Here is an 18,087-nt window from a genome sequence, read left to right as displayed (position 1 = left end):
AGCACCACGCCTCTGCCCGCGCAACCCCGCCGTGAAAGCGGTCCGGAGCCACGGCCCCAGGCCTCTCCCCCGCTGATGGAAGCCTTCGCCGCCCTCCTCGACGCGCTGGTCTACACCCGCAGCCGCAACGCCAAGCTCAAGCTGCTGGCTGACTACCTGCACGTCACCCCCGACCCCGACCGGGGCTGGGCGCTCGCCGCGCTGACCGACGGGATGGACTTCCCGGCGGTGAAAAGCTCGACCATCCGCAACCTGCTGACCGAGCGCATCGACCCGGTGCTCTGGACGCTCAGCCGCGAGTACGTCGGCGATTCCGCCGAAACCGCCAGCCTGCTCTGGCCCGAACCACCGGAAGCGCCGTCTCCGCCCACCGTGGCCGAGGCGGTCGATGCGCTGTCCCGCATGACCCGCGCCAACGTCATGACCGACCTGCCGCGCCTGCTCGACCGGCTCGACGCGGAAGGCCGCTACGCCCTGCTCAAGCTGGCGACCGGGGCGATGCGGATCGGCATATCGGCGCGGCTCGCCAAGACCGCCTTCGCGCAGGCGTTCGGCGTGTCGGTGGAGGACGTGGAGGAGCACTGGCACGGCCAGGTCGCCCCCTATGCCGCGCTGTTCGACTGGGCCGCGCACGGGGCCGAGCCGCCGAGTTCGCAGGACCTGCCGCTGTTCCGCCCCTTCATGCTCGCGCACGGGCTGGAGGAAACGCAAGTCGATCTCGCCGACTATGCGGCGGAGTGGAAGTGGGACGGCATCCGCGTGCAGGTCGTCTGCGCCGGCGGGGAGACCCGCGTCTATTCGCGCTCGGGCGACGACATCTCCGCCACCTTCCCCGAGATCGCCGACGCCCTCCACCTCGACGCTGTGCTCGACGGCGAACTGCTGGTGCGCGGCGCCCACCAGGGCGGCGAGACAGGCGGTGCGGCCAGCTTCAACGCGCTTCAGCAACGCCTCGGCCGCAAGACCGTCAGCAAGAAGATGCGCGAGGAATATCCCGCGTTCGTGCGCCTCTACGATGCGCTGATCGTCGAAGGCGAGGACCTGCGCCCCCTCCCCTGGACCCAGCGCCGCACGATGCTGGAAGCCCTGCTCCCCCGGCTCGACCCGGAGCGCTTCGACATCAGCGACGTCATCCCCGCCGCCGACTTCGCCGAGCTCACCGCCATCCGCGAGCGAGCGCGCGACGATGCGATCGAGGGGGTCATGCTCAAGCGGCGCGACAGCCCCTACGTCGCGGGCCGCAAGACCGGCCTGTGGTACAAGTGGAAGCGAGACCCGCTGCTGGTCGACTGCGTGCTGATGTATGCCCAGCGCGGCTCGGGCAAGCGCTCCTCGTTCTATTCGGACTACACCTTCGGCTGCTGGGACGGCGATCCCGACGCCGGGGCCGAGCTGCTGCCGGTCGGCAAGGCCTATTTCGGCTTCACCGACGAGGAGCTGAAATGGCTCGACCGCTATGTCCGCAATCACACCGTCAACCGCTTCGGCCCGGTGCGCGAGACGGACAAGTCGCTGGTGTTCGAAGTCGCATTCGATTCGGTCCACGCCAGCAAGCGCCACAAGTCCGGCGTCGCCATGCGCTTCCCCCGCATCAGCCGCATCCGCGTGGACAAGCCCGCGCACGAGGCGGACCGGTTGGCGACGCTGCGAGGGCTGATCCGCGATTGATGGGGTTCCACGTGGAACCGCCCGCCCGGTTCACAAGACGCACCCCGATACCGCAAGCACAGCTGGCCAAAAGCCCCCGTCGTCCCCTCGTCGGGGTTTGATCTATATCTTCATTCGATAATCTAGGTCTCGATGCGGAACTGCTTCTCGCGCGAGGTGGCGCCGCGCAGCAGCTGGACCCGCGACGGCGCCAGTCCCAGCGCGCGGGCGAGCAGGTCACGCACGGCTTCGTTGGCCTTGCCGTCCTCTGGCTTGGCGCGGACCTTCGCGAGCAGGCGGCCGTTGACGATCTCCAGCGCCTCGACCCGTGCGCCCGGCGTCACGCGCAATGCCAGCCGCCCCTCCCCGTCCATCATCGCCAGCAAAGCCTCAATCGAAGGTAACTCCGCCCGCGCCTTGGCCATCAGCCCCGCAGCCCGAGCGCCTCGGCATGCATGCGGCCGTTGATGACGTAGCCTTTCACCCCCGCCTGGTTGGCCGCCACCGCCGCGTCGTCGAGGTCGCGCAGGTACTTCGCCGGGCGGCCCATCCAGAGCTGGCGCGCGCCGATGCGCTTTCCCGTAAGCTGGGCGCCGGCCGCCAGCATGCCGTCGGATTCGATGTAGCTGCCGTCCATCACGATCGCGCCGAGGCCGACGAAGGCGCGGTCCTCCAGCGTGCAGCCGTGGACCATGGCGAGGTGGCCGATCAGCACGTCCTCGCCGATGATGGTCGGGAAGCCGTCGGGGTTGGAGGGCTTGGGGCTGTCGCAGTGGACCACCGAGCCGTCCTGGATGTTGGTCCGTGCGCCGATCACCACGCGGTGGACGTCGGCGCGGATCACGCAGTTGTACCAGACGCTGACGTCCGGGCCGATCTCGACATTGCCGATGATGCGGCACCCCGGCGCGATGAAGGCGCTGGAATGGATCCTCGGTGCCTTGCCGTTGATCGCGGCGAGGGTGATGTCGGTGCGGGTCGTTTGCGCATTTTGGGCAGTCATGGGTGTCCTGTCAGCCTCTCCCAGCGGACGTGCGGGAGGATGGACGCATGGTCGTCCGTCCACGGCCCCGCCGCCCGTTCCTCGAGCGGCGACCATGGGCTATCCGCATCCGCCCGCGCAAGGGCCGAGAGCACGGCACGGTCGCGCGAGAGGGCGATCCAGCGCGAGGGCGTGTAGCGGGTGGTGTCCTCGGGAAAGTCCAGCCGCGACAGTGCGCCGAGCCCCGCGTCGTGCGCATTGGCGCCGATCACCGGGGCAAGGTCGATGTAGCGGTTGGAAATATGCAGCAGCAGCACGCCGCGCGGGCCCAGCGCGCGCAGGTAGACCTGCAGGGCCTCGCGGGTGAGCAGGTGCATGGGAATGGCGTCGGACGAGAAGGCGTCGATCACCAGCACGTCGAACGAGGCGGCGGGAAGGTCGGCCAGCTTCAGCCGGGCGTCGCCGAGGATGACGGGGGCATCCGGCGCGCACTGGCGCAGGAAGGTGAAGCGCCCCTGCCGCGAGAAGTCGAGAACCACGGGGTCGATCTCGAAGAAGGTCCAGCGCTGCCCGGCGCTCGCCCGGCAGGCGAGCGAGCCGGTGCCCAGCCCCACCACGCCGACGCGCGCCTTGGCGCCCTCGATCGCCGGCGCCGCCTTCAGCGCCAGCGCCACGCCCGAGGTCGGGCCGTAGTAGGTGAGCGCCTCGCGCGCGTGGGCGGGGTCGAGCGACTGCATGCCGTGCAGCGTGGTGCCATGGGCGAGCGTGCGCATGCCCTCGTCGGTGTCGTCGCGCAGGGTGTAGATGCCGAAGTAGCTGCGCGTGCGCTCGCCCATCAGCGTCGCACGGATGGTCGAGAAGCCGCCCTGCGCGACCATCGCCATCGCCAGCACCGCGGCGAACGCCGGCCGCCAGGGCATCAGCATGATCCCCGTGCCGACGAGGAAGATCGTCAGCACGGCCGCCCGCAGGTTGCTGTCCGGCTGCAGCGCGTAGTCGCTCATCTGCCACGAGAGGAACGCCGCGAAGGCCAACAGGAACACCAGCGCGATGCGGGCCATGCCGGGCTCGATGCCGTCGCTGTCTCGCCAGCGCAGCAGCGGCGTGAGCGGCATCAGCAGCGCGGCGGCGAGGACCAGGATCGGGTGCTCCCACGCCCAGTCGAACACCAGCGGCGCGACGAGCGCGGTGAACACCCCGCCCAGCGCCCCGCCCGCCGACATCGTCAGGTAGAAGCGGGTGAGCTGCGCCGGACCGGGCCGCAGGTCGTAGAGCCGGCCATGGAGCGCGACGGCGACGCACAGCAGCAGCAGGCACGCCGCCCCCGCCGCCCACAGCGTGCCCGAGCCGTTCGAGAGCATCGCGTAGCTGCCCGCCAGCAGCACGACCACCGGCGCCGCCCGGCTCACCGCCGTGACCGGCCCGCGCCGGTCGGCGAAGGCGAACACGAAGCTGAGCAGATAGAGGCCGAGCGGGATCACCCAGATCAGCGGCATCGCGAAGATGTCGGTGGTGAGGTGCGTCGTCGTCGACAGCATGAGGCCCGACGGCACGGCGGACAGCAGCAGCCACAGCACCACGGTGCGGCGGGGAATCGGGGCGGTGTCCCGCGCCTCCACCGCTGCCGGTGCGGCGGCAAGGCTGCGGCGGCTCAGCGCGGCGGCGACCACCAGCACGACCAGCAGCGCGAATCCGGCGCTCCAGGCGAGGCTCTGCGCGCGCAGGCTGAGCAGCGGCTCGGCCAGCAGCGGATAGGCGAGCAGCCCCGCGAAACTGCCGAGGTTCGATGCGGCATAAAGCGCCCAGGGCTCGCCGGCGCCGGGCGCGGCGGCGAACCAGCGCTGCATCAGCGGCGCCTGCGCGGAGACCACGAAGAACACCGGGCCGATGCTGAGCGCCAGCAGCAGCGGCACCCACAGCGCCTCGGAGAGCCCCGCGATCGGCGGCAGTGCGACGAGGGCGACAGGCAGCGTCAGCGCGGCCAGCAGCAGCAGCGCGACGTGGATCGCCGCCTGGCGCCGCAGCGGCAGCCGGCCCAGCACATGCGCGTAGGCGTACCCCGCCAGGAGCAGCGCCTGATAGACCAGCATCGCGCTGTTCCAGACGTTCGGCGCGCCTCCCAGCCTGGGGAGGGCCATGCGCGCGACCATCGGCTGCACCAGGAACAGCAGGAAGCTGCCGACGAGTATCGTCGCGACGAACAGACCGCGCGCCGCTCTTCCCGAGCGGTCGCTCATGCCCCGCCGCGCCATTCCTGCGCCGTGATCGAATGGACGATGGTGTCGCCGATCGGCGGTTCGAAGCGCGGATCGACGAAGTCCAGCTCCGCGCGCCGCCGCATGCCTAGGCGGGTCATCAGGCCCCAGCTGGCGGTGTTCTCGATGTTGGTGATGGCGAAGATCTCGCGCGCGCCGAAGCGGCCGAAGCCGAGCTCGAGCGAGGCGGCGGCGGCCTCTTTCGCATAGCCCTGCCCCCAGGCGTCCTCGCGCAGCCGCCAGCCGATCTCCATCTCGCCAATAAAGCGCGCTTCCGGCGCGTCGATCAGCTTGAGGCCGCAGAAACCCAGCATTTCGCCGTCGTCCTTGCGCTCGGTCACCCAGAAGGTGTGGCCCAGCTGCTGCTGGCGTTCGATGACCCGGGTTTCGAAGGCGGCGAGCTTCTGCGCATCCATCACCCCGCCCAGCCAGCGCATGACGGCGGGGGTGTTGGTCGCTTGCGCGAAGCGGTCGATGTCGCCCGCCTGCCAGTCGTGCAGCACCAGCCGCGCGGTTTCCATGTGGAACATCCCGGCCCCCGCCTCAGCCATTCAGCAGCCGCGCGGCATGGGCCGCGTGGTAGGTCAGCACCCCCGAGCAACCCGCACGCTTGAAGGCGAGCAGCGTCTCCAGCACCATCGCGTCGCGGTCGGCGGCACCGGCGGCCACGGCATGCTCGATCATCGCGTATTCGCCCGAGACCTGGTAGGCGAAGACCGGGACCTCGAAGGCCTCCTTCACCCGGCGCACGATGTCGAGGTAGGGCAGGCCGGGCTTGACCATGACGCTGTCGGCGCCCTCGGCCAGGTCCATCTCGACCTCGCGCAGCGCTTCCTCGGCGTTGGCCGGGTCCATCTGGTAGGTCTTCTTGTCGCCCTTGAGCAGCCCGCGCGAGCCCACCGCGTCGCGGAACGGGCCGTAGAACGCCGAGGCGTACTTAGCGGCGTAGCTCATGATCTGGACGTTGACGTGGCCCGCGTCCTCCAGCGCATCGCGGATCGCACCGATGCGGCCGTCCATCATGTCGGACGGCGCGATGATGTCCGCGCCCGCGTTGGCCTGGTTGAGCGACTGGCCCACCAGCGCCTCGACCGTCTGGTCGTTGAGAACGTAGCCCGCATCGTCGATCAGACCGTCCTGCCCGTGGCTGGTGTAGGGATCGAGCGCGACGTCGGTGAGCAGGCCCACCTTGTCGCCCAGATCGTCGCGGATCGCGCGGATCGCGCGGCACATCAGGTTGTCCGGGTTGAGCGCTTCGGCCCCGTCCTCGCTGCGGCGCTCGGGCTGGGTGTGCGGGAACAGCGCCAGGCACGGGATGCCGAGGTCCACCGCCTCGCGCGCGCGCGCGACGATGCCGTCGACCGACCAGCGCGACACGCCGGGCAGCGAGGCGATCGGCTGCTCCACCCCGTCGCCCTCGGTGACGAACAGCGGCCAGATCAGGTCGGCCGGGGTCAGCACGGTCTCGCGGTGGAGCGCGCGGCTCCAGGCGGTGGCGCGCGCGCGGCGCAGGCGGGTGTGGGGGTAAGTGCCGGTCATGCCGGGTGCTTGCCGCAAAATGCGCGGGCTTTCAATTGCGCGAGGGTTGCGATTTGGGGGGTGTGGATTGCGCGAGGGACTCGCCTTCCTCCCCCGCAGGAGGAGGAAGGGGGCTCAACCCGCGATCTTGTCGATCTCGCGGCCCGCCTCGACCACCGCGCTGGGCACCGGCGCCACGGAACCGAGCGCCGCCCCGGGCGTGATGCCCAGCAGTGCCCTCAGCCGGGCGTTGAATGCGTCGCGCTCGCGGCCGTCGATCTGCGGGCGCGCGATCACGGCGATCCCGGCGGGGTTGATCGTATGCCCGCCGCGATAGGCTTCGAAGTGGAGGTGCGGGCCGGTGGACAGCCCGGTCGAGCCGACATAGCCGATCACCTGCCCGGCGCGCACCCGGCTGCCCGGCGCCACCGCGATGCGGCTCATGTGCCCATAGCCGGTATCGAGCCCGCCGCCGTGCTGGAGCCGCACGTAGTTGCCGTGCCCGCCGTGGCGTCCGGCGAACGTGACCGTGCCGTCCGCCACCGCGTAGATCGGCGAGCCATAAGGCGCGCCAAAGTCGATCCCCGCATGCATGCGCACGTAGCCCAGGATCGGATGGCGCCGCGCGCCGTAGGGCGAGGTGATGCGTCCCGCGACCGGCTGGCCGATCGGCACGCTGCGCGCCTGGCCCACTGCGCCGGCCGGGAACATCCCGCCGTCCTTGCCCCAGCGCACCAGCTGAAGGCTGGGCTTCCCGGCGCGCTCGACGCCCGCGTAGAGGAGGTCGCCGACCTGCTTTTCGCCTTTGGCCGAGCGCCTGTAGGCGACGATGAGGTCGAACTGGTCCTTCGCCCCCAGATCGCTCTCCAGGCTGACGTACTTGTCGAGTGCGCGCAAGTACGACTGGATCGCCGCGACCGGCGCCCCGGCATTGCGGGCCGAACGGTAGAGGCTGGGGCCAACGGTGCCGCGAATGCGCAGCGGGGTTTCGTCGACGCGGATGGGGCGGCGCACCAGCGCGAGAGCGCCGCCGCTGCGCTCGATCGAAAGGTCGAGGTCGAAGCGGGCGCGGAAATCGAGCGAGGCGAGCGCGCGCGGGGCTCCGGCGGCGGGGCGCGGGCCCAGCGTGATGTCGAACGGGGTGCCCGCGGCGATGTCGCCTACCGGGACCGCCTGCGCCACCAGCGCCGAGACCTGCGCGATGTCGCCGCCGCCCAGCCCGGCACGTTCGAGCATGCGGCCGAGGCTGTCGCCCGAACCGAGCGTGGAAACCATCTGGATGGCCGGCCGCTCGGGCACGCCGGTGAGCGGGCGCACCCGCGGCGTCGCGCCCATGTGGCGGCCGCTGGCGGCGCCGAGGCCAAGCGGGGCGATCGACTGGCTGCGGAATTCGTCGCGGGCCGAGGCGTCGAGCGGCATCGCCGTCGCCGCTTCCACGGCCGCGAAATTCGGGCAAAGCGCGATGGCGGCGGCGCCGAGGCCGAGCATCGTGGCGAGCCCGCGCAGCCAGGTGCGACTGCCGATGTCGGCGGCCAGATCGGGCGCAAGATCGACGCGGGCGCACCAGGCCTCGACCGCATCGCGGTAGATGGAAAGCTGGGCGGGCGGAGCGGCGGGCGTCGGCGCCGGGGGCTGGACCCTCGCGAAAGGCGCGGGGAACGCAAGCACGACGGATGGCTCGCGCACCGTCTCGGCGGGCACCTGCTCGTGCGCGTGCAGCGTGAGATGCGCGGCCGCCGCCGCCTTTGAAATATCGGCCCGACCGTCGTGGCGATCGGTGCGGTCCTGCCTTAGCGCCCTGAACAAACGCGCGGTCCTTCGTGCAACCCGGTTGATCCGCCAGCGCGGCCCTGTGCGAATTCCATGCCGTTACAAGGTTAAGACACGCCTAAGATTGTGGATTCGCATGGGGGGTTTCGGCGGGGCCACTCTTGCGAGCGACGAGCCGCGATGCCACATTCCCGGCAATGGCCTACGACCGGAATGCCTCGGCACGAAACGACGCCCCTACCGGGGTGAAGGCCGTGCTCGGGCCGACGAACACCGGCAAGACCCACCTCGCGATCGAGCGCATGTGCGCCCATTCCAGCGGCATGATAGGCTTCCCGCTGCGCCTGCTGGCGCGCGAGGTCTACGACCGCGTGGTCAAGATCAAGGGCGAGAAGAGCGTCGCACTCATCACCGGCGAGGAGCGGATCGAGCCGCCGAACGCGCGCTACCTGCTCTGCACGGCCGAGGCGATGCCGGTGACCGAGCGTTCGATGGCCTTCGTCGCCATCGACGAGGCGCAGCTCGCCGCCGACCGCGAGCGCGGCCACGTCTTCACCGACCGCCTGCTCCACGCACGCGGCCGCGAGGAGACGATGATCCTCGGCTCCTCGATCGCCGAGCCGCTGGTGCGCGCGCTCGTGCCGGGGGTCGAGATCGTCACCCGCCCGCGCTTTTCCACGCTGAGCCACGCGGGCGCCAGGAAGCTGAGCCGGGTGCCCCCGCGCAGCGCCATCGTCGCCTTCTCGTCCGAGCAGGTCTACGCCATTGCAGAGATGCTGCGCCGCTTCCGGGGCGGCGCAGCGGTGGTGATGGGCGCGCTCTCCCCGCAGACCCGCAACGCGCAGGTCGCGCTCTACCAGTCGGGCGAGGTCGACTATCTCGTCGCCACCGACGCCATCGGCATGGGGCTCAACCTCGATGTCGAGCATGTCGCTTTCGCGGGCCTCTCCAAGTACGACGGGCGCCGCCATCGCCGCCTCACCCCGCCCGAGATGGCGCAGATCGCCGGCCGCGCCGGGCGCCACCAGAAGGACGGCACCTTCGGCACGCTGACGGGCTCGGGCGGGCACGATTCCGAGTTCGAGCCGGAAGAGATCTACGCGATCGAGGAGCACCGCTTCGCCCCGCTGACCAAGCTGTTCTGGCGCGAGCCCGAACCGCGCTTCGACAGCCTCGCGACGCTCATCGCCGACCTCGAAACCCCGCCGATGCGCCCTGAACTCGCCCCCGCGCCTGAGGCGATCGACCTCGCCGTGCTCAAGCGCCTCGCGGACGAAGGCGCGGTCGCGGACACCGTACGCGGGCTGGGCCAGGTCCGCCGGTTCTGGGACGTCTGCCGCCTGCCCGACTTCCGCCACCAGGGCGTCGAAACCCATTCGCGCTTCGTCGCGCGGCTGTGGCAGGACCTGCGCCAGGGCGAACTCGGCGCCGATTACGTCGCCGCGCAGATCGCCCAGCTCGACCGCACCGGCGGCGACATCGACACGCTGCAGGGCCGCATCGCCGCGATCCGCTCGTGGGCCTACATCTGCCAGCGCCCCGACTGGGTCCTCGCCCGCGACGAGATGGCCGCGCGCGCCCGCGCGGTCGAGGCGCGGCTGTCCGACGCGCTCCACGGCAAGCTCACCGAACGCTTCATCAACCGCCGCACCGCCGTACTGATGCGCAAGCTCGGCACCGACGCCGGCCTGCTCTCCGTGCGGCTCGAGGATGAGGAAGTGCTGGTCGAGGGCGAGCACATCGGCGCCCTGCGCGGCTTCGCCTTCCAGGTCGATCCCGGCGCGCGCCTGTCCGACCGCAAGCTGCTGCTGGCGGCGGCGGAAAAGCACCTGTCCTCGCTCCTGCTCAGGCGCGCCGACGCGCTGGTCGAGGCGATCCACGAAGGCTCCGCCGCGATCGCGCTGGAGGGCGGTGCGCTCGTCTGGGACGGCCAGAAACTGGCCGGCCTCGCGCCCGGAAAGTCGCTGCTGACCCCCGTCCTGGTGCCCGACCGCACGCTCGACGCCGTGCCCGGCCCTGCGCGCAAGGCGCTGGTGGCGGCGCTGGAGGCATGGCTGGGCACCGCCCTCGCCCCCCTCGCCCCGCTGGCGAAGCTCGACGAGGCAAGCCGCGCGCCCGACGCCGGACCGGACCTGCGCGCCCTGCTCATCACGCTGGTCGAACGCGGCGGCATGGCCCCGCGCGAGGAGACCGGTGTCGACCGGCTCGACAAGGGCCGCCGCGCCATGCTCGCGCGGCTCGGCGTGCGGGTCGGCGCGCTCGACCTGTTCGTGCCCGCCATGCTGCGCCCGCAGGCCATCGCGCTCTGGCGCCAGCTGGCAGAGATCGCCGGCAAGCCCGCCGCCGAAGCGCCCGCGCCGCAGATGGCGCCCGCCCTGCCCGCGTCGAACCGCCGCCCGCCGCCGGGCTACCGCACCCTCGGCAAGCAGCTCCTGCGCCTCGACATGGCCGAAAAGCTGCTGCGCGAGGCGCACGATGCCCGCGCCGCCGCCGAGCGCGGCCGCACCGGATTCGCGCTCGATCCCGCCCGGGCCGTCTCGATGGGGCTGACCACGGCAAGCTATGCGCGGCTGCTCCGCCTCGCCGGCTTCAACCCGCTGATGCCGCGCGCGCTGGCCGAGGCCGCGCATGGCCCGCCCGCGCCGGTCCGCTGGCGCTGGCGCCCGCCGCGCCGGCAGGTCGAAGCGGCCGCTCCCGTCGCTATCAAGCGCGACGGTGCCTTCTCGGCGCTGGCCGACATGGTGCGGTGATGCGCGTCGTGCCCGCGCCATGAGGGTCGACAAGCTCCTGTGGTTCCTGCGCCTCGCAAAGACCCGTCCGCTGGCGCAGGCGCTGGCCGAGGAAGGCCACATCCGCCTCAACGGCCGCCGCATCGATCGCGCCCATCAGAAGATCGTTCCGGGCGACGTGCTTACGGTGCCGATAGCTACCGGAGTGCGGGTGATAGAAGTCCTTTCACTCCCCCTCCGCCGAGGGCCTTCCAGCGAAGCCCAAGCCTGCTACAGAATGCTTGACGGCGGACCCGCTCTTCCCATAGCAGCGCCGCAATCGAATGACGCCTGAAGGAAGGAAGCCGCACTCATGACGTACGTCGTCACCGACGCCTGCATCAGGTGCAAGTACATGGACTGCGTGGAAGTCTGCCCCGTGGACTGCTTCTACGAGGGCGAGAACATGCTCGTCATCAACCCGAGCGAATGCATCGACTGCGGCGTCTGCGAGCCCGAGTGCCCCGCCGAGGCGATCCTTCCCGACACCGAGAGCGGCCTCGAGCAGTGGATGGAGCTTAACGCCAAGTACTCGGCGGAATGGCCCAACATCACCTCGAAGGGCGAAGCGCCCGAGGACGCCGACGAGATGAAGGGCGTCGAGGACAAGTTCGAGAAGTTCTTCTCGGCCGAACCCGGCGAGGGCGACTGACGCCCGGCTAAACTACCGGAGCCGGGATTCGCGCAATCCCGGCGTCCCGGCCGGCGCGCAAAAATTCCTTTGGAAATCGCGCCGTCCGTCTCCCTTCGGGGCACGCCCGGACACGCAAAACGAAAACGTTTTCGCGGCTCTGGCAATTTTCGCGCATAGCTGCTATATAATCGTCCAACTGCCCGAGCCCTCTGCTCGTTCGGCAGGCATCTTCATTTGTGAGGCAGGGTTCGAAAGCAGACGGTTGGGAGAGTGATCTGACCGGGTGGTGGGGGCGCATGCGCCCTCGGAGTCGCGCCCCCGGTTCTCTCCCTGTCCGGGACAACGGGAACCCTGCAGGTGAAAGGACGATACATGGCAACCAGGGCCGATGCCTTCGATGTTGGAGATTACGTCGTTTACCCCAAGCACGGCGTAGGACGTGTCATCGAGTTGCAGAAGCAGGAAATTGCCGGGATGCAGCTCGAGCTTTATGTACTGAGGTTCGAAAAAGAGCGCATGACCTTGCGCGTTCCCGTCAACAAGGTCGAATCGATCGGCATGCGCAAGCTGTCGTCGGACAAGACCCTGCGCGAAGCACTACAGACCCTGACCGGCAAGCCCAAGGTGAAGCGCACCATGTGGTCGCGCCGCGCCCAGGAATACGAAGCGAAGATCAATTCGGGCGACCTCGTGTCGATCGCCGAAGTGACCCGCGACCTGTTCCGTGCCGACGACCAGCCCGAGCAGAGCTACTCGGAGCGCCAGATCTTCGAGGCCGCCTCGTCGCGCCTGGCCCGCGAACTCGCGGCCATGGAAAAGACGGACGAGCCTGCCGCGCTCAAGAAGATCCTCGCGATCCTCAACGAGCACGCGCCCAAGTACTACGATACCGCTGAAACCGCCGCCTGATCCGGCGTTTCACGTGAAACACGGCAAGGGCCGTCTCCGCAAGGAGGCGGCCCTTCGCTTTGGGGACTGGCGGTTCGTGCGACAATCGTGCCGGTGCGGCGCAGTCGTTCATTGCGCTGTCATTCGCCCCGTGTGACCCTGCAGGCATGATCCAAAGGCCCGCCCTCCTCGCCGCGCTCGTCGCCCTGCCCCTGCTGTCCGGCTGCGTCAGTACTGTCGCCAGCGTCGTCACCGCCCCCGTCCGCGTCGCCGGCAAGGCGGTCGACTGGACCACCACCAGCCAGTCCGAAGCCGACGAGAAGCGCGGCCGCCAGGTTCGCAAGCAGGAGGAGGAACTGGGCAAGCTCGACCGCCGCTACCAGAAGCACCTCAAGGAATGCCGCGCCGGGGATGAAAAGTCCTGCGACCTGGCGCGCGACGATTACGCGGATATCCAGGCTGTGCGGTCGAGCAGCCGATACTGACGGCGAGCGGTAGATTGTGAGCGTATACCGCGCCAACACTCACAACCATTTCATCCAAACACTTCGTCGCCCCTGCGTAGGCGGGGGGCCCCGCTTCCTTGCACCCCAACAAGAACAAGCGGGATCCCCGCCTACGCGGGGATGACGGAGATTCGGTCGTGCCTAAGCGGCGGCGCGCTTCAGCCTGTCGTTGATGGCCTCGCCGATATCGCTGTCCGGGATCGGCGCGACCGCGATGCGCGGCTGCCTTGCCCCAGCCGCCTCGTGCAGCACCGCGTAGAGCCGCGCCGCCGCTTCGAGAAGATCGCCGCCGGCCGAGAGGGTGACATCGCCCGCCACCGCGCCGAAGCCGATATGGAATTCGTCCGCCTCGGCTTCCAGCGCGCCCAGCCGCACCGGCTTGCCCGGCGCGTAGTGGCTCGCAAGCTGCCCCGGCGCCTCGATCGCCTGCGAGGTCACCGGCTCGCTCGCCGTGCCGAGCACCGCCGCGATGCGCGCCTCGGCAATCGGGCCCGGACGCAGCACCTGCCAGCGCCCCTCGCCCCGCAGCGCGACGATCGTCGATTCCAGCCCTGCCTCGCACGGCCCGCCGTCGATCACCGCGTCCAGCTTGGCGCCTAGTGACGCCACGACATGCGCGGCCTCGGTCGGGCTCACCCCGCCGCTGCGATTGGCCGAGGGCGCCGCGAGCGGCAGGCCGGTCTGGGCAATGACCGCGCGCATCACGCCGTGCGCCGGACAGCGCAGCGCCACGGTCGGCAACCCCGCCGTGACCGCCGCTGCGATTGGCGCGCCGCCGCGCAGCGGCAGAACCAGGGTAAGCGCGCCCGGCCAGAACGCCTGGGCAAGCTTCAGCGCCTGCGCATCGAAATGCGCCAGTGCCTGCGCCGAGGCCAGGTCGGCAACATGCACGATCAGCGGATTGAAGCTCGGCCGCCCCTTGGCGCGATATATGGCTGCGACGGACTCGTCCCGGTCCGCGCGCGCCGCGAGCCCGTAAACGGTCTCCGTCGGCACCGCCACCAGCCCGCCGCCGCGCAGCAGGGCGGCGGCGGCGGCAATGCCGTCCGGTCCGTCGTCGAGCATCGCGGGTTTGCTGGCGTGGTCCATGCCCCGCCGCTATAGCCGCGCGCGACGAAAGCCAAGGAAAAGCGCGCGATGACCGGCACCGAAGACCAAGCCCAGCTCCTCACCCGCATTGCCGACGCGCTGGAGCGCCTCGCCCCGCCCGCCGTGCCGCAGACCGACTGGCTCGCGCATCCCGCCTACGTCTGGACCGGCAGCGCCGCCCGCGCCGTGGACCGCCTCGACGCGCCCGCGCTCAACCTGCTGCGCGGGATCGACAACCAGAAGGAGCGCGTGGTTACCAACGTCCAGCGCCTCGCCGCCGGCCATGCCGCGCACGACATGCTGCTCTGGGGCTCGCGCGGGATGGGCAAGTCCGCCGTCCTGCGCGCCGCCATCCGCGACGCCGATGCCGCCCATCCCGGCCGCATCGCCCTCGTCCAGGTCGCGCAGGAGGCGCTCGCCGGTGTCTCCGCGCTGTTCGCCGCGCTCGGCAGGATCGACCGCGCCTTCCTCGTCTTCATCGACGACCTCGGCTTCGAGGACGGCGACGGCGCCGGTCCGCGCGTGCTGCGATCCTGGCTCGAAGGCGGTGTCGAGGCCCGCCCCGCCAACGTCCGCCTCGCCGTCACGTCCAACCGCCGCGCCATCGTCGGCCGCTCGATGGCCGAGCAGGACGACCCCATCAACCCGCGCGACCTCGTCGACGAAAAGCTCGCGCTCGCCGACCGCTTCGGCCTCTCGGTGGGCTTCCACAACTGCGATCAGGACGCCTACCTCGCGATCATCGGCGGATACGCTGGCGCGTTCGGGCTGGAATGGGAACCGGGCGACGCTTTGGAATGGTCGCGTCGGCGCGGGGCGCGCTCAGGGCGCGTGGCGTGGCAGTATGTGAATGAACTGGCGGGCCGGGCCGGAAAGGCGATTTGAGAGACGAGGCAGGGCCCGCGCACCGATCGCGGCGCATCTTCCCTTTCGTCATTCCCGCGACGAAAGTGACGGTCAGGGATAAAAGCGGCGCCGCGCACGACGACCATACAAGGCAGAAGCTGGGGCGATGGCCCTAGCTTCTGCCTCAACCCCTCAAGGCAGCAGCTTGTCGGCCTCCTTGCGGAATCCCCCCATCAGCTCGCTCGGGGCGGTAGGGTCCTTGATCTCCTCGAGAGGCTTCATGTGCTCGGTCACGACCGGCTTGATCGCCGCCGAGGGCTGCGCGCCCGGCGAGATCACGCGCCAGACGATGCCCGCGGTGTCGTCGCTGACGAGGAGCCCGCCGGTCCTGTCCCAGGTGACCCAGGTCGGGCGGCCGTGGGTGTCGCCATTGTCCTTGAGGAAGCCCGTGAGCACCGGCTGCGGCTTCACGTCCTTCGGATTGCCGTTGGCATCGAAGGGCACGAACACGACGTCGTAGCCCGCCGCCGGGCGGCGATTCCACGAACCATGGCGGGCGATGAAGACGCCGTTCTCGTATCCCTTGCCCATGCGGTTGCCGCCGTTCGCGAAGGTCAGGCCCAGCACCGAGACGTGCGCGCCCATCGCGTATTCGGGCTTACGGGTATATTCGATCATGTAGGTCTGCATCGGCCACTCGACGCGCTCGTCGAAGGTGGTCTTCCAGTACACCCACGGCCAGCCGTACTGCGCGCCGACGGGGACGTTGGTGAGGTAGTCGGGCACGAGGTCCGGGCCGAGCATGTCGCGCTCCTGCACGGTCGCCCACATCTCTCCGGTGGAGGGATTCCAGCCGAGGCCGTTGGGGTTGCGCATGCCCGCGGCAAACTGGCGGCGGCGGGCGGTGTCGACGTCGATCTCCCAGATCATCGCACGGCCCGCTTCGGCCTCCATGCCGCCATCGGCGATGTTGCTGGCCGAGCCGACCGCGACGTAGAGGTGCTTGCCGTCCTCGCTCAGCAGAAGGTTGCGCATCCAGTGGTTACCGGCGGGCGGCAGGTCCATCATCGTGCGCAGCGGCTTGCCTTCCAGCCTGGTCTGGCCGGGCGTGAAGGCGAATTCGAGCACCTTGTCGTGGTTGGCGACGTAGAGCTTGCCGTCGCGGTAGGCGAGGCCCGAGGGGGAGTGCAGGTCGTCGGTACGCAGCGTAGTCTTCAGCTCCGCCTTGCCGTCGCCGTCGGCGTCGCGCAGCAGGACGATGCGGTCGGGCGAGGGATCGCCGGCGCCGACACGGCTCATCATCAGCCCCATGACCGTGCCGACCACGCCGCTCGGCTTGTTGCCGGCGGGCGCGTTGGTTTCGGACACGAGCACGTCGCCGTTGGGCAGTGTCAGCATGGTGCGCGGGTGGTCGAGCCCTTCGGCGAAGCGGGCGACGGCCAGCCCCTTGGCGGCCTTGGGCGCCTCTCCTGCCGCCCAGCCCACCGGCTTGGCCAGCGCGATGCTGGGGAGCCACTGCGGGTCGGGGTCGACCAGCTGCGGGTCCCGGCCCGCCGTGGCGTCGCTCGGCAGGTCGGAGCTGTTGGCGTGGAGGCCCCAGTAGACCAGCCCGGCAGCGGCCAGGACGATCACGGTGGAGGCGATGGCGGTCTTCTTGACGATCGGGTGCATGGACAACGAGATAGGCGGACGCCGCCTAGCCGACAACAGAGAGTTGCGCTAACGAGCCATCATGTACGACTTTGCCGCTTACGCCGACCTTCCCAAGCCTGAACTCTACAGCGCGCTTGCCCGCGCGGCCGATGCGCTGGTGCAGGGCGAGCCCGACCCGGTCGCCAACATGGCGAACATCGCAGCGGTCATCTGGCAGCTGGTGCCGGACCTCAACTGGGCCGGGTTCTACCGCGCGATCGGCGACGAGCTGGTGCTGGGTCCCTTCATGGGCAAGCCCGCCTGCATCCGCATTCCCTTCGGCGTCGGCGTCTGCGGGACCGCCGCCGCGCTGGGATCGACGCAGGTGGTGCCGGACGTCCACGCCTTCCCCGGCCACATCGCCTGCGACGCGGAGAGCCGCTCGGAGCTGGTCGTGCCGGTACTGCGCGATGGCCGCGTCATCGCCGTGATCGATCTCGACAGCCCTACGGCGGGCCGTTTCGACGACGAGGATGCAGCCGGCATGCAGCTGATCGCGCAGGTCGCCTCACTGGCGATCTGACGCCCCTACGGGGCACACTGCACCAGATCGGGACACCGCGTCGCCAGAGCTGCAAGAAGCTTGGTTTTCCGCGCAACACGATGCTAAATTTCGCGTTAACTGATGGGACTAACCTCCCGACCGCGAAAGGGTGCCCATGCGTCTCCGTCTCCGTGCTGCCGCCATTGCGGCGCTGTCCCTCGCCGCCAGCCCGGCGCTTGCCCAGGCCGACCATGCCGGAGCGGACTATGCCGGGGGCTACGCCGACGACGGCGGCTACCCGGACCGCGAGTATGCTCCGCCCCATAGCGCCAACGGTTATGGCGACGATGGTCGCAATGCCTGGCTGGCCGACTGCCGCCAGCGCCTGTCCGCGCGCGATTCGGGTGTCGGCGGCGCGGTGATCGGCGGACTGGTCGGCGGCGTGGCGGGCAACCGCATCGCCGGTCGCGGCAACCGTACGGTCGGCACTCTCGCCGGAGCCGCGGTCGGCGCGGCAGCGGGCGCGGTGATCGACAAGGCCGAAGACACCGGCCGCAACCGCGACGAGTGCGAGGCCTATCTCGACGACTATTACGCCCGCTACTCCCAGCAGGTCGCCTACCCCGGCGGGCCGGTCCATGGCGGCTATCCGCAGCCCCAGGGCTATTACGCAGCGCCTGCCTATGGCTACGGCTACCCGGCGCAAGGGTGCTGCACGGCGCAGCCGATGATGATGGTCCCAGTTCCGCAGGCCAGGCCGAACTGTGTCGAGACGGTCGAATACGTCTACGAGGACGTGCCCGTCCGCCCGTCCCGCCGCGTCATTCCCCGCCGCTCGAAAGCGGTGCCGGACAAGCGGATCAAGCTGGTGCCGACGAAGTAAGATTAGGCGGCGCAACCCCTCGATCCGTCCCCCAACGCGGGGGTCCGGCTCCGTCCGCGGCGCCGAAAAGACCGAGCGGGATACCCGCCTTTCGCGGGGATGACGGGCAGGGTGGGCGGTAGCCC

Annotated in this window: 17 protein-coding genes; 9 read left to right on the top strand and 8 right to left on the bottom strand. The window is 70.1% G+C overall.

Features of this window, described 5'->3' with window-relative positions:
• The first annotated feature begins 75 nt into the window (after window positions 1–75).
• Window positions 76–1,668 (top strand): cisplatin damage response ATP-dependent DNA ligase, encoded by a 1,593-nt coding sequence (locus AC07M9_RS19095; RefSeq protein WP_494885958.1) that lies wholly within the window; start codon window positions 76–78, stop codon window positions 1,666–1,668.
• Between the two features lie 122 nt (window positions 1,669–1,790).
• On the opposite strand, the gene AC07M9_RS19090 is transcribed toward AC07M9_RS19095, so the two are convergent.
• The 6 genes from AC07M9_RS19090 to AC07M9_RS19065 form a co-directional block, all read right to left on the bottom strand.
• Complete coding sequence (locus AC07M9_RS19090; protein ID WP_494885957.1) at window positions 1,791–2,072, bottom strand: DUF167 domain-containing protein; 282 nt, start codon at window positions 2,070–2,072, stop codon at window positions 1,791–1,793.
• Window positions 2,072–2,650 carry a gamma carbonic anhydrase family protein gene (locus AC07M9_RS19085; RefSeq protein ID WP_494885956.1) on the bottom strand — a complete coding sequence of 193 codons (579 nt, stop codon included), beginning with the start codon at window positions 2,648–2,650 and terminating at the stop codon, window positions 2,072–2,074. Before AC07M9_RS19085 ends, AC07M9_RS19090 begins: the two co-directional genes overlap by 1 nt.
• On the bottom strand, window positions 2,647–4,866 hold the full coding sequence (locus AC07M9_RS19080) for a fused MFS/spermidine synthase (protein ID WP_494885954.1): 2,220 nt from the start codon (window positions 4,864–4,866) through the stop codon (window positions 2,647–2,649). Before AC07M9_RS19080 ends, AC07M9_RS19085 begins: the two co-directional genes overlap by 4 nt.
• Window positions 4,863–5,435, bottom strand: coding sequence for a GNAT family N-acetyltransferase (locus tag AC07M9_RS19075; protein WP_494885952.1), 573 nt, complete (start codon window positions 5,433–5,435; stop codon window positions 4,863–4,865). The genes AC07M9_RS19080 and AC07M9_RS19075 overlap by 4 nt, the downstream gene beginning before the upstream one ends.
• Window positions 5,428–6,423, bottom strand: coding sequence for a porphobilinogen synthase (hemB, locus tag AC07M9_RS19070; RefSeq protein WP_494885950.1), 996 nt, complete (start codon window positions 6,421–6,423; stop codon window positions 5,428–5,430). Before hemB ends, AC07M9_RS19075 begins: the two co-directional genes overlap by 8 nt.
• Window positions 6,424–6,537: 114 nt before the next feature.
• The gene (locus AC07M9_RS19065; protein ID WP_494885948.1) at window positions 6,538–8,208 is read right to left on the bottom strand and encodes a M23 family metallopeptidase; all 1,671 of its coding nucleotides are present in this window, start codon (window positions 8,206–8,208) and stop codon (window positions 6,538–6,540) included.
• Between the two features lie 161 nt (window positions 8,209–8,369).
• On the opposite strand from AC07M9_RS19065, the gene AC07M9_RS19060 reads away from it, so the two are divergent.
• The 5 genes from AC07M9_RS19060 (at window position 8,370) to AC07M9_RS19040 (ending at window position 12,947) form a co-directional block, all read left to right on the top strand.
• On the top strand, window positions 8,370–10,922 hold the full coding sequence (locus AC07M9_RS19060; protein WP_494885946.1) for a helicase-related protein: 2,553 nt from the start codon (window positions 8,370–8,372) through the stop codon (window positions 10,920–10,922).
• A gap of 19 nt (window positions 10,923–10,941) precedes the next feature.
• Complete coding sequence (locus AC07M9_RS19055; protein WP_494885944.1) at window positions 10,942–11,235, top strand: RNA-binding S4 domain-containing protein; 294 nt, start codon at window positions 10,942–10,944, stop codon at window positions 11,233–11,235.
• 18 nt (window positions 11,236–11,253) lie between these two features.
• On the top strand, window positions 11,254–11,592 hold the full coding sequence (gene fdxA, locus AC07M9_RS19050; RefSeq protein ID WP_494885942.1) for a ferredoxin FdxA: 339 nt from the start codon (window positions 11,254–11,256) through the stop codon (window positions 11,590–11,592).
• 354 nt (window positions 11,593–11,946) lie between these two features.
• On the top strand, window positions 11,947–12,483 hold the full coding sequence (locus AC07M9_RS19045; protein WP_494885940.1) for a CarD family transcriptional regulator: 537 nt from the start codon (window positions 11,947–11,949) through the stop codon (window positions 12,481–12,483).
• Between the two features lie 146 nt (window positions 12,484–12,629).
• Window positions 12,630–12,947, top strand: a complete 318-nt coding sequence (locus AC07M9_RS19040; protein WP_494885939.1) for a hypothetical protein — start codon at window positions 12,630–12,632, stop codon at window positions 12,945–12,947.
• A 162-nt stretch (window positions 12,948–13,109) separates the two neighbouring features.
• Here the strand turns inward: AC07M9_RS19040 and AC07M9_RS19035 are convergent, their stop codons facing one another.
• Window positions 13,110–14,057 carry an L-threonylcarbamoyladenylate synthase gene (locus AC07M9_RS19035; RefSeq protein ID WP_494885937.1) on the bottom strand — a complete coding sequence of 316 codons (948 nt, stop codon included), beginning with the start codon at window positions 14,055–14,057 and terminating at the stop codon, window positions 13,110–13,112.
• 48 nt (window positions 14,058–14,105) lie between these two features.
• Here AC07M9_RS19035 and AC07M9_RS19030 point away from each other — a divergent pair, with 48 nt between their 5' ends.
• Window positions 14,106–14,942, top strand: a complete 837-nt coding sequence (locus AC07M9_RS19030; protein WP_494885936.1) for a DUF815 domain-containing protein — start codon at window positions 14,106–14,108, stop codon at window positions 14,940–14,942.
• A gap of 153 nt (window positions 14,943–15,095) precedes the next feature.
• On the opposite strand, the gene AC07M9_RS19025 is transcribed toward AC07M9_RS19030, so the two are convergent.
• On the bottom strand, window positions 15,096–16,574 hold the full coding sequence (locus AC07M9_RS19025; RefSeq protein WP_494885934.1) for a PQQ-dependent sugar dehydrogenase: 1,479 nt from the start codon (window positions 16,572–16,574) through the stop codon (window positions 15,096–15,098).
• Window positions 16,575–16,635: 61 nt separating this feature from the next.
• Here AC07M9_RS19025 and AC07M9_RS19020 point away from each other — a divergent pair, with 61 nt between their 5' ends.
• Both AC07M9_RS19020 and AC07M9_RS19015 read left to right on the top strand, forming a co-directional pair.
• Complete coding sequence (locus tag AC07M9_RS19020; protein WP_494885933.1) at window positions 16,636–17,118, top strand: GAF domain-containing protein; 483 nt, start codon at window positions 16,636–16,638, stop codon at window positions 17,116–17,118.
• 136 nt (window positions 17,119–17,254) lie between these two features.
• Window positions 17,255–17,962 carry a glycine zipper 2TM domain-containing protein gene (locus AC07M9_RS19015; protein WP_494885931.1) on the top strand — a complete coding sequence of 236 codons (708 nt, stop codon included), beginning with the start codon at window positions 17,255–17,257 and terminating at the stop codon, window positions 17,960–17,962.
• The last annotated feature ends 125 nt before the right edge of the window (window positions 17,963–18,087 follow it).

The organism is Novosphingobium sp. GW821-FHT09E05 (genome assembly GCF_059416165.1).
Note: the sequence above shows the minus strand (reverse complement) of the source record. Positions and strands in the feature narration are given on the sequence as shown.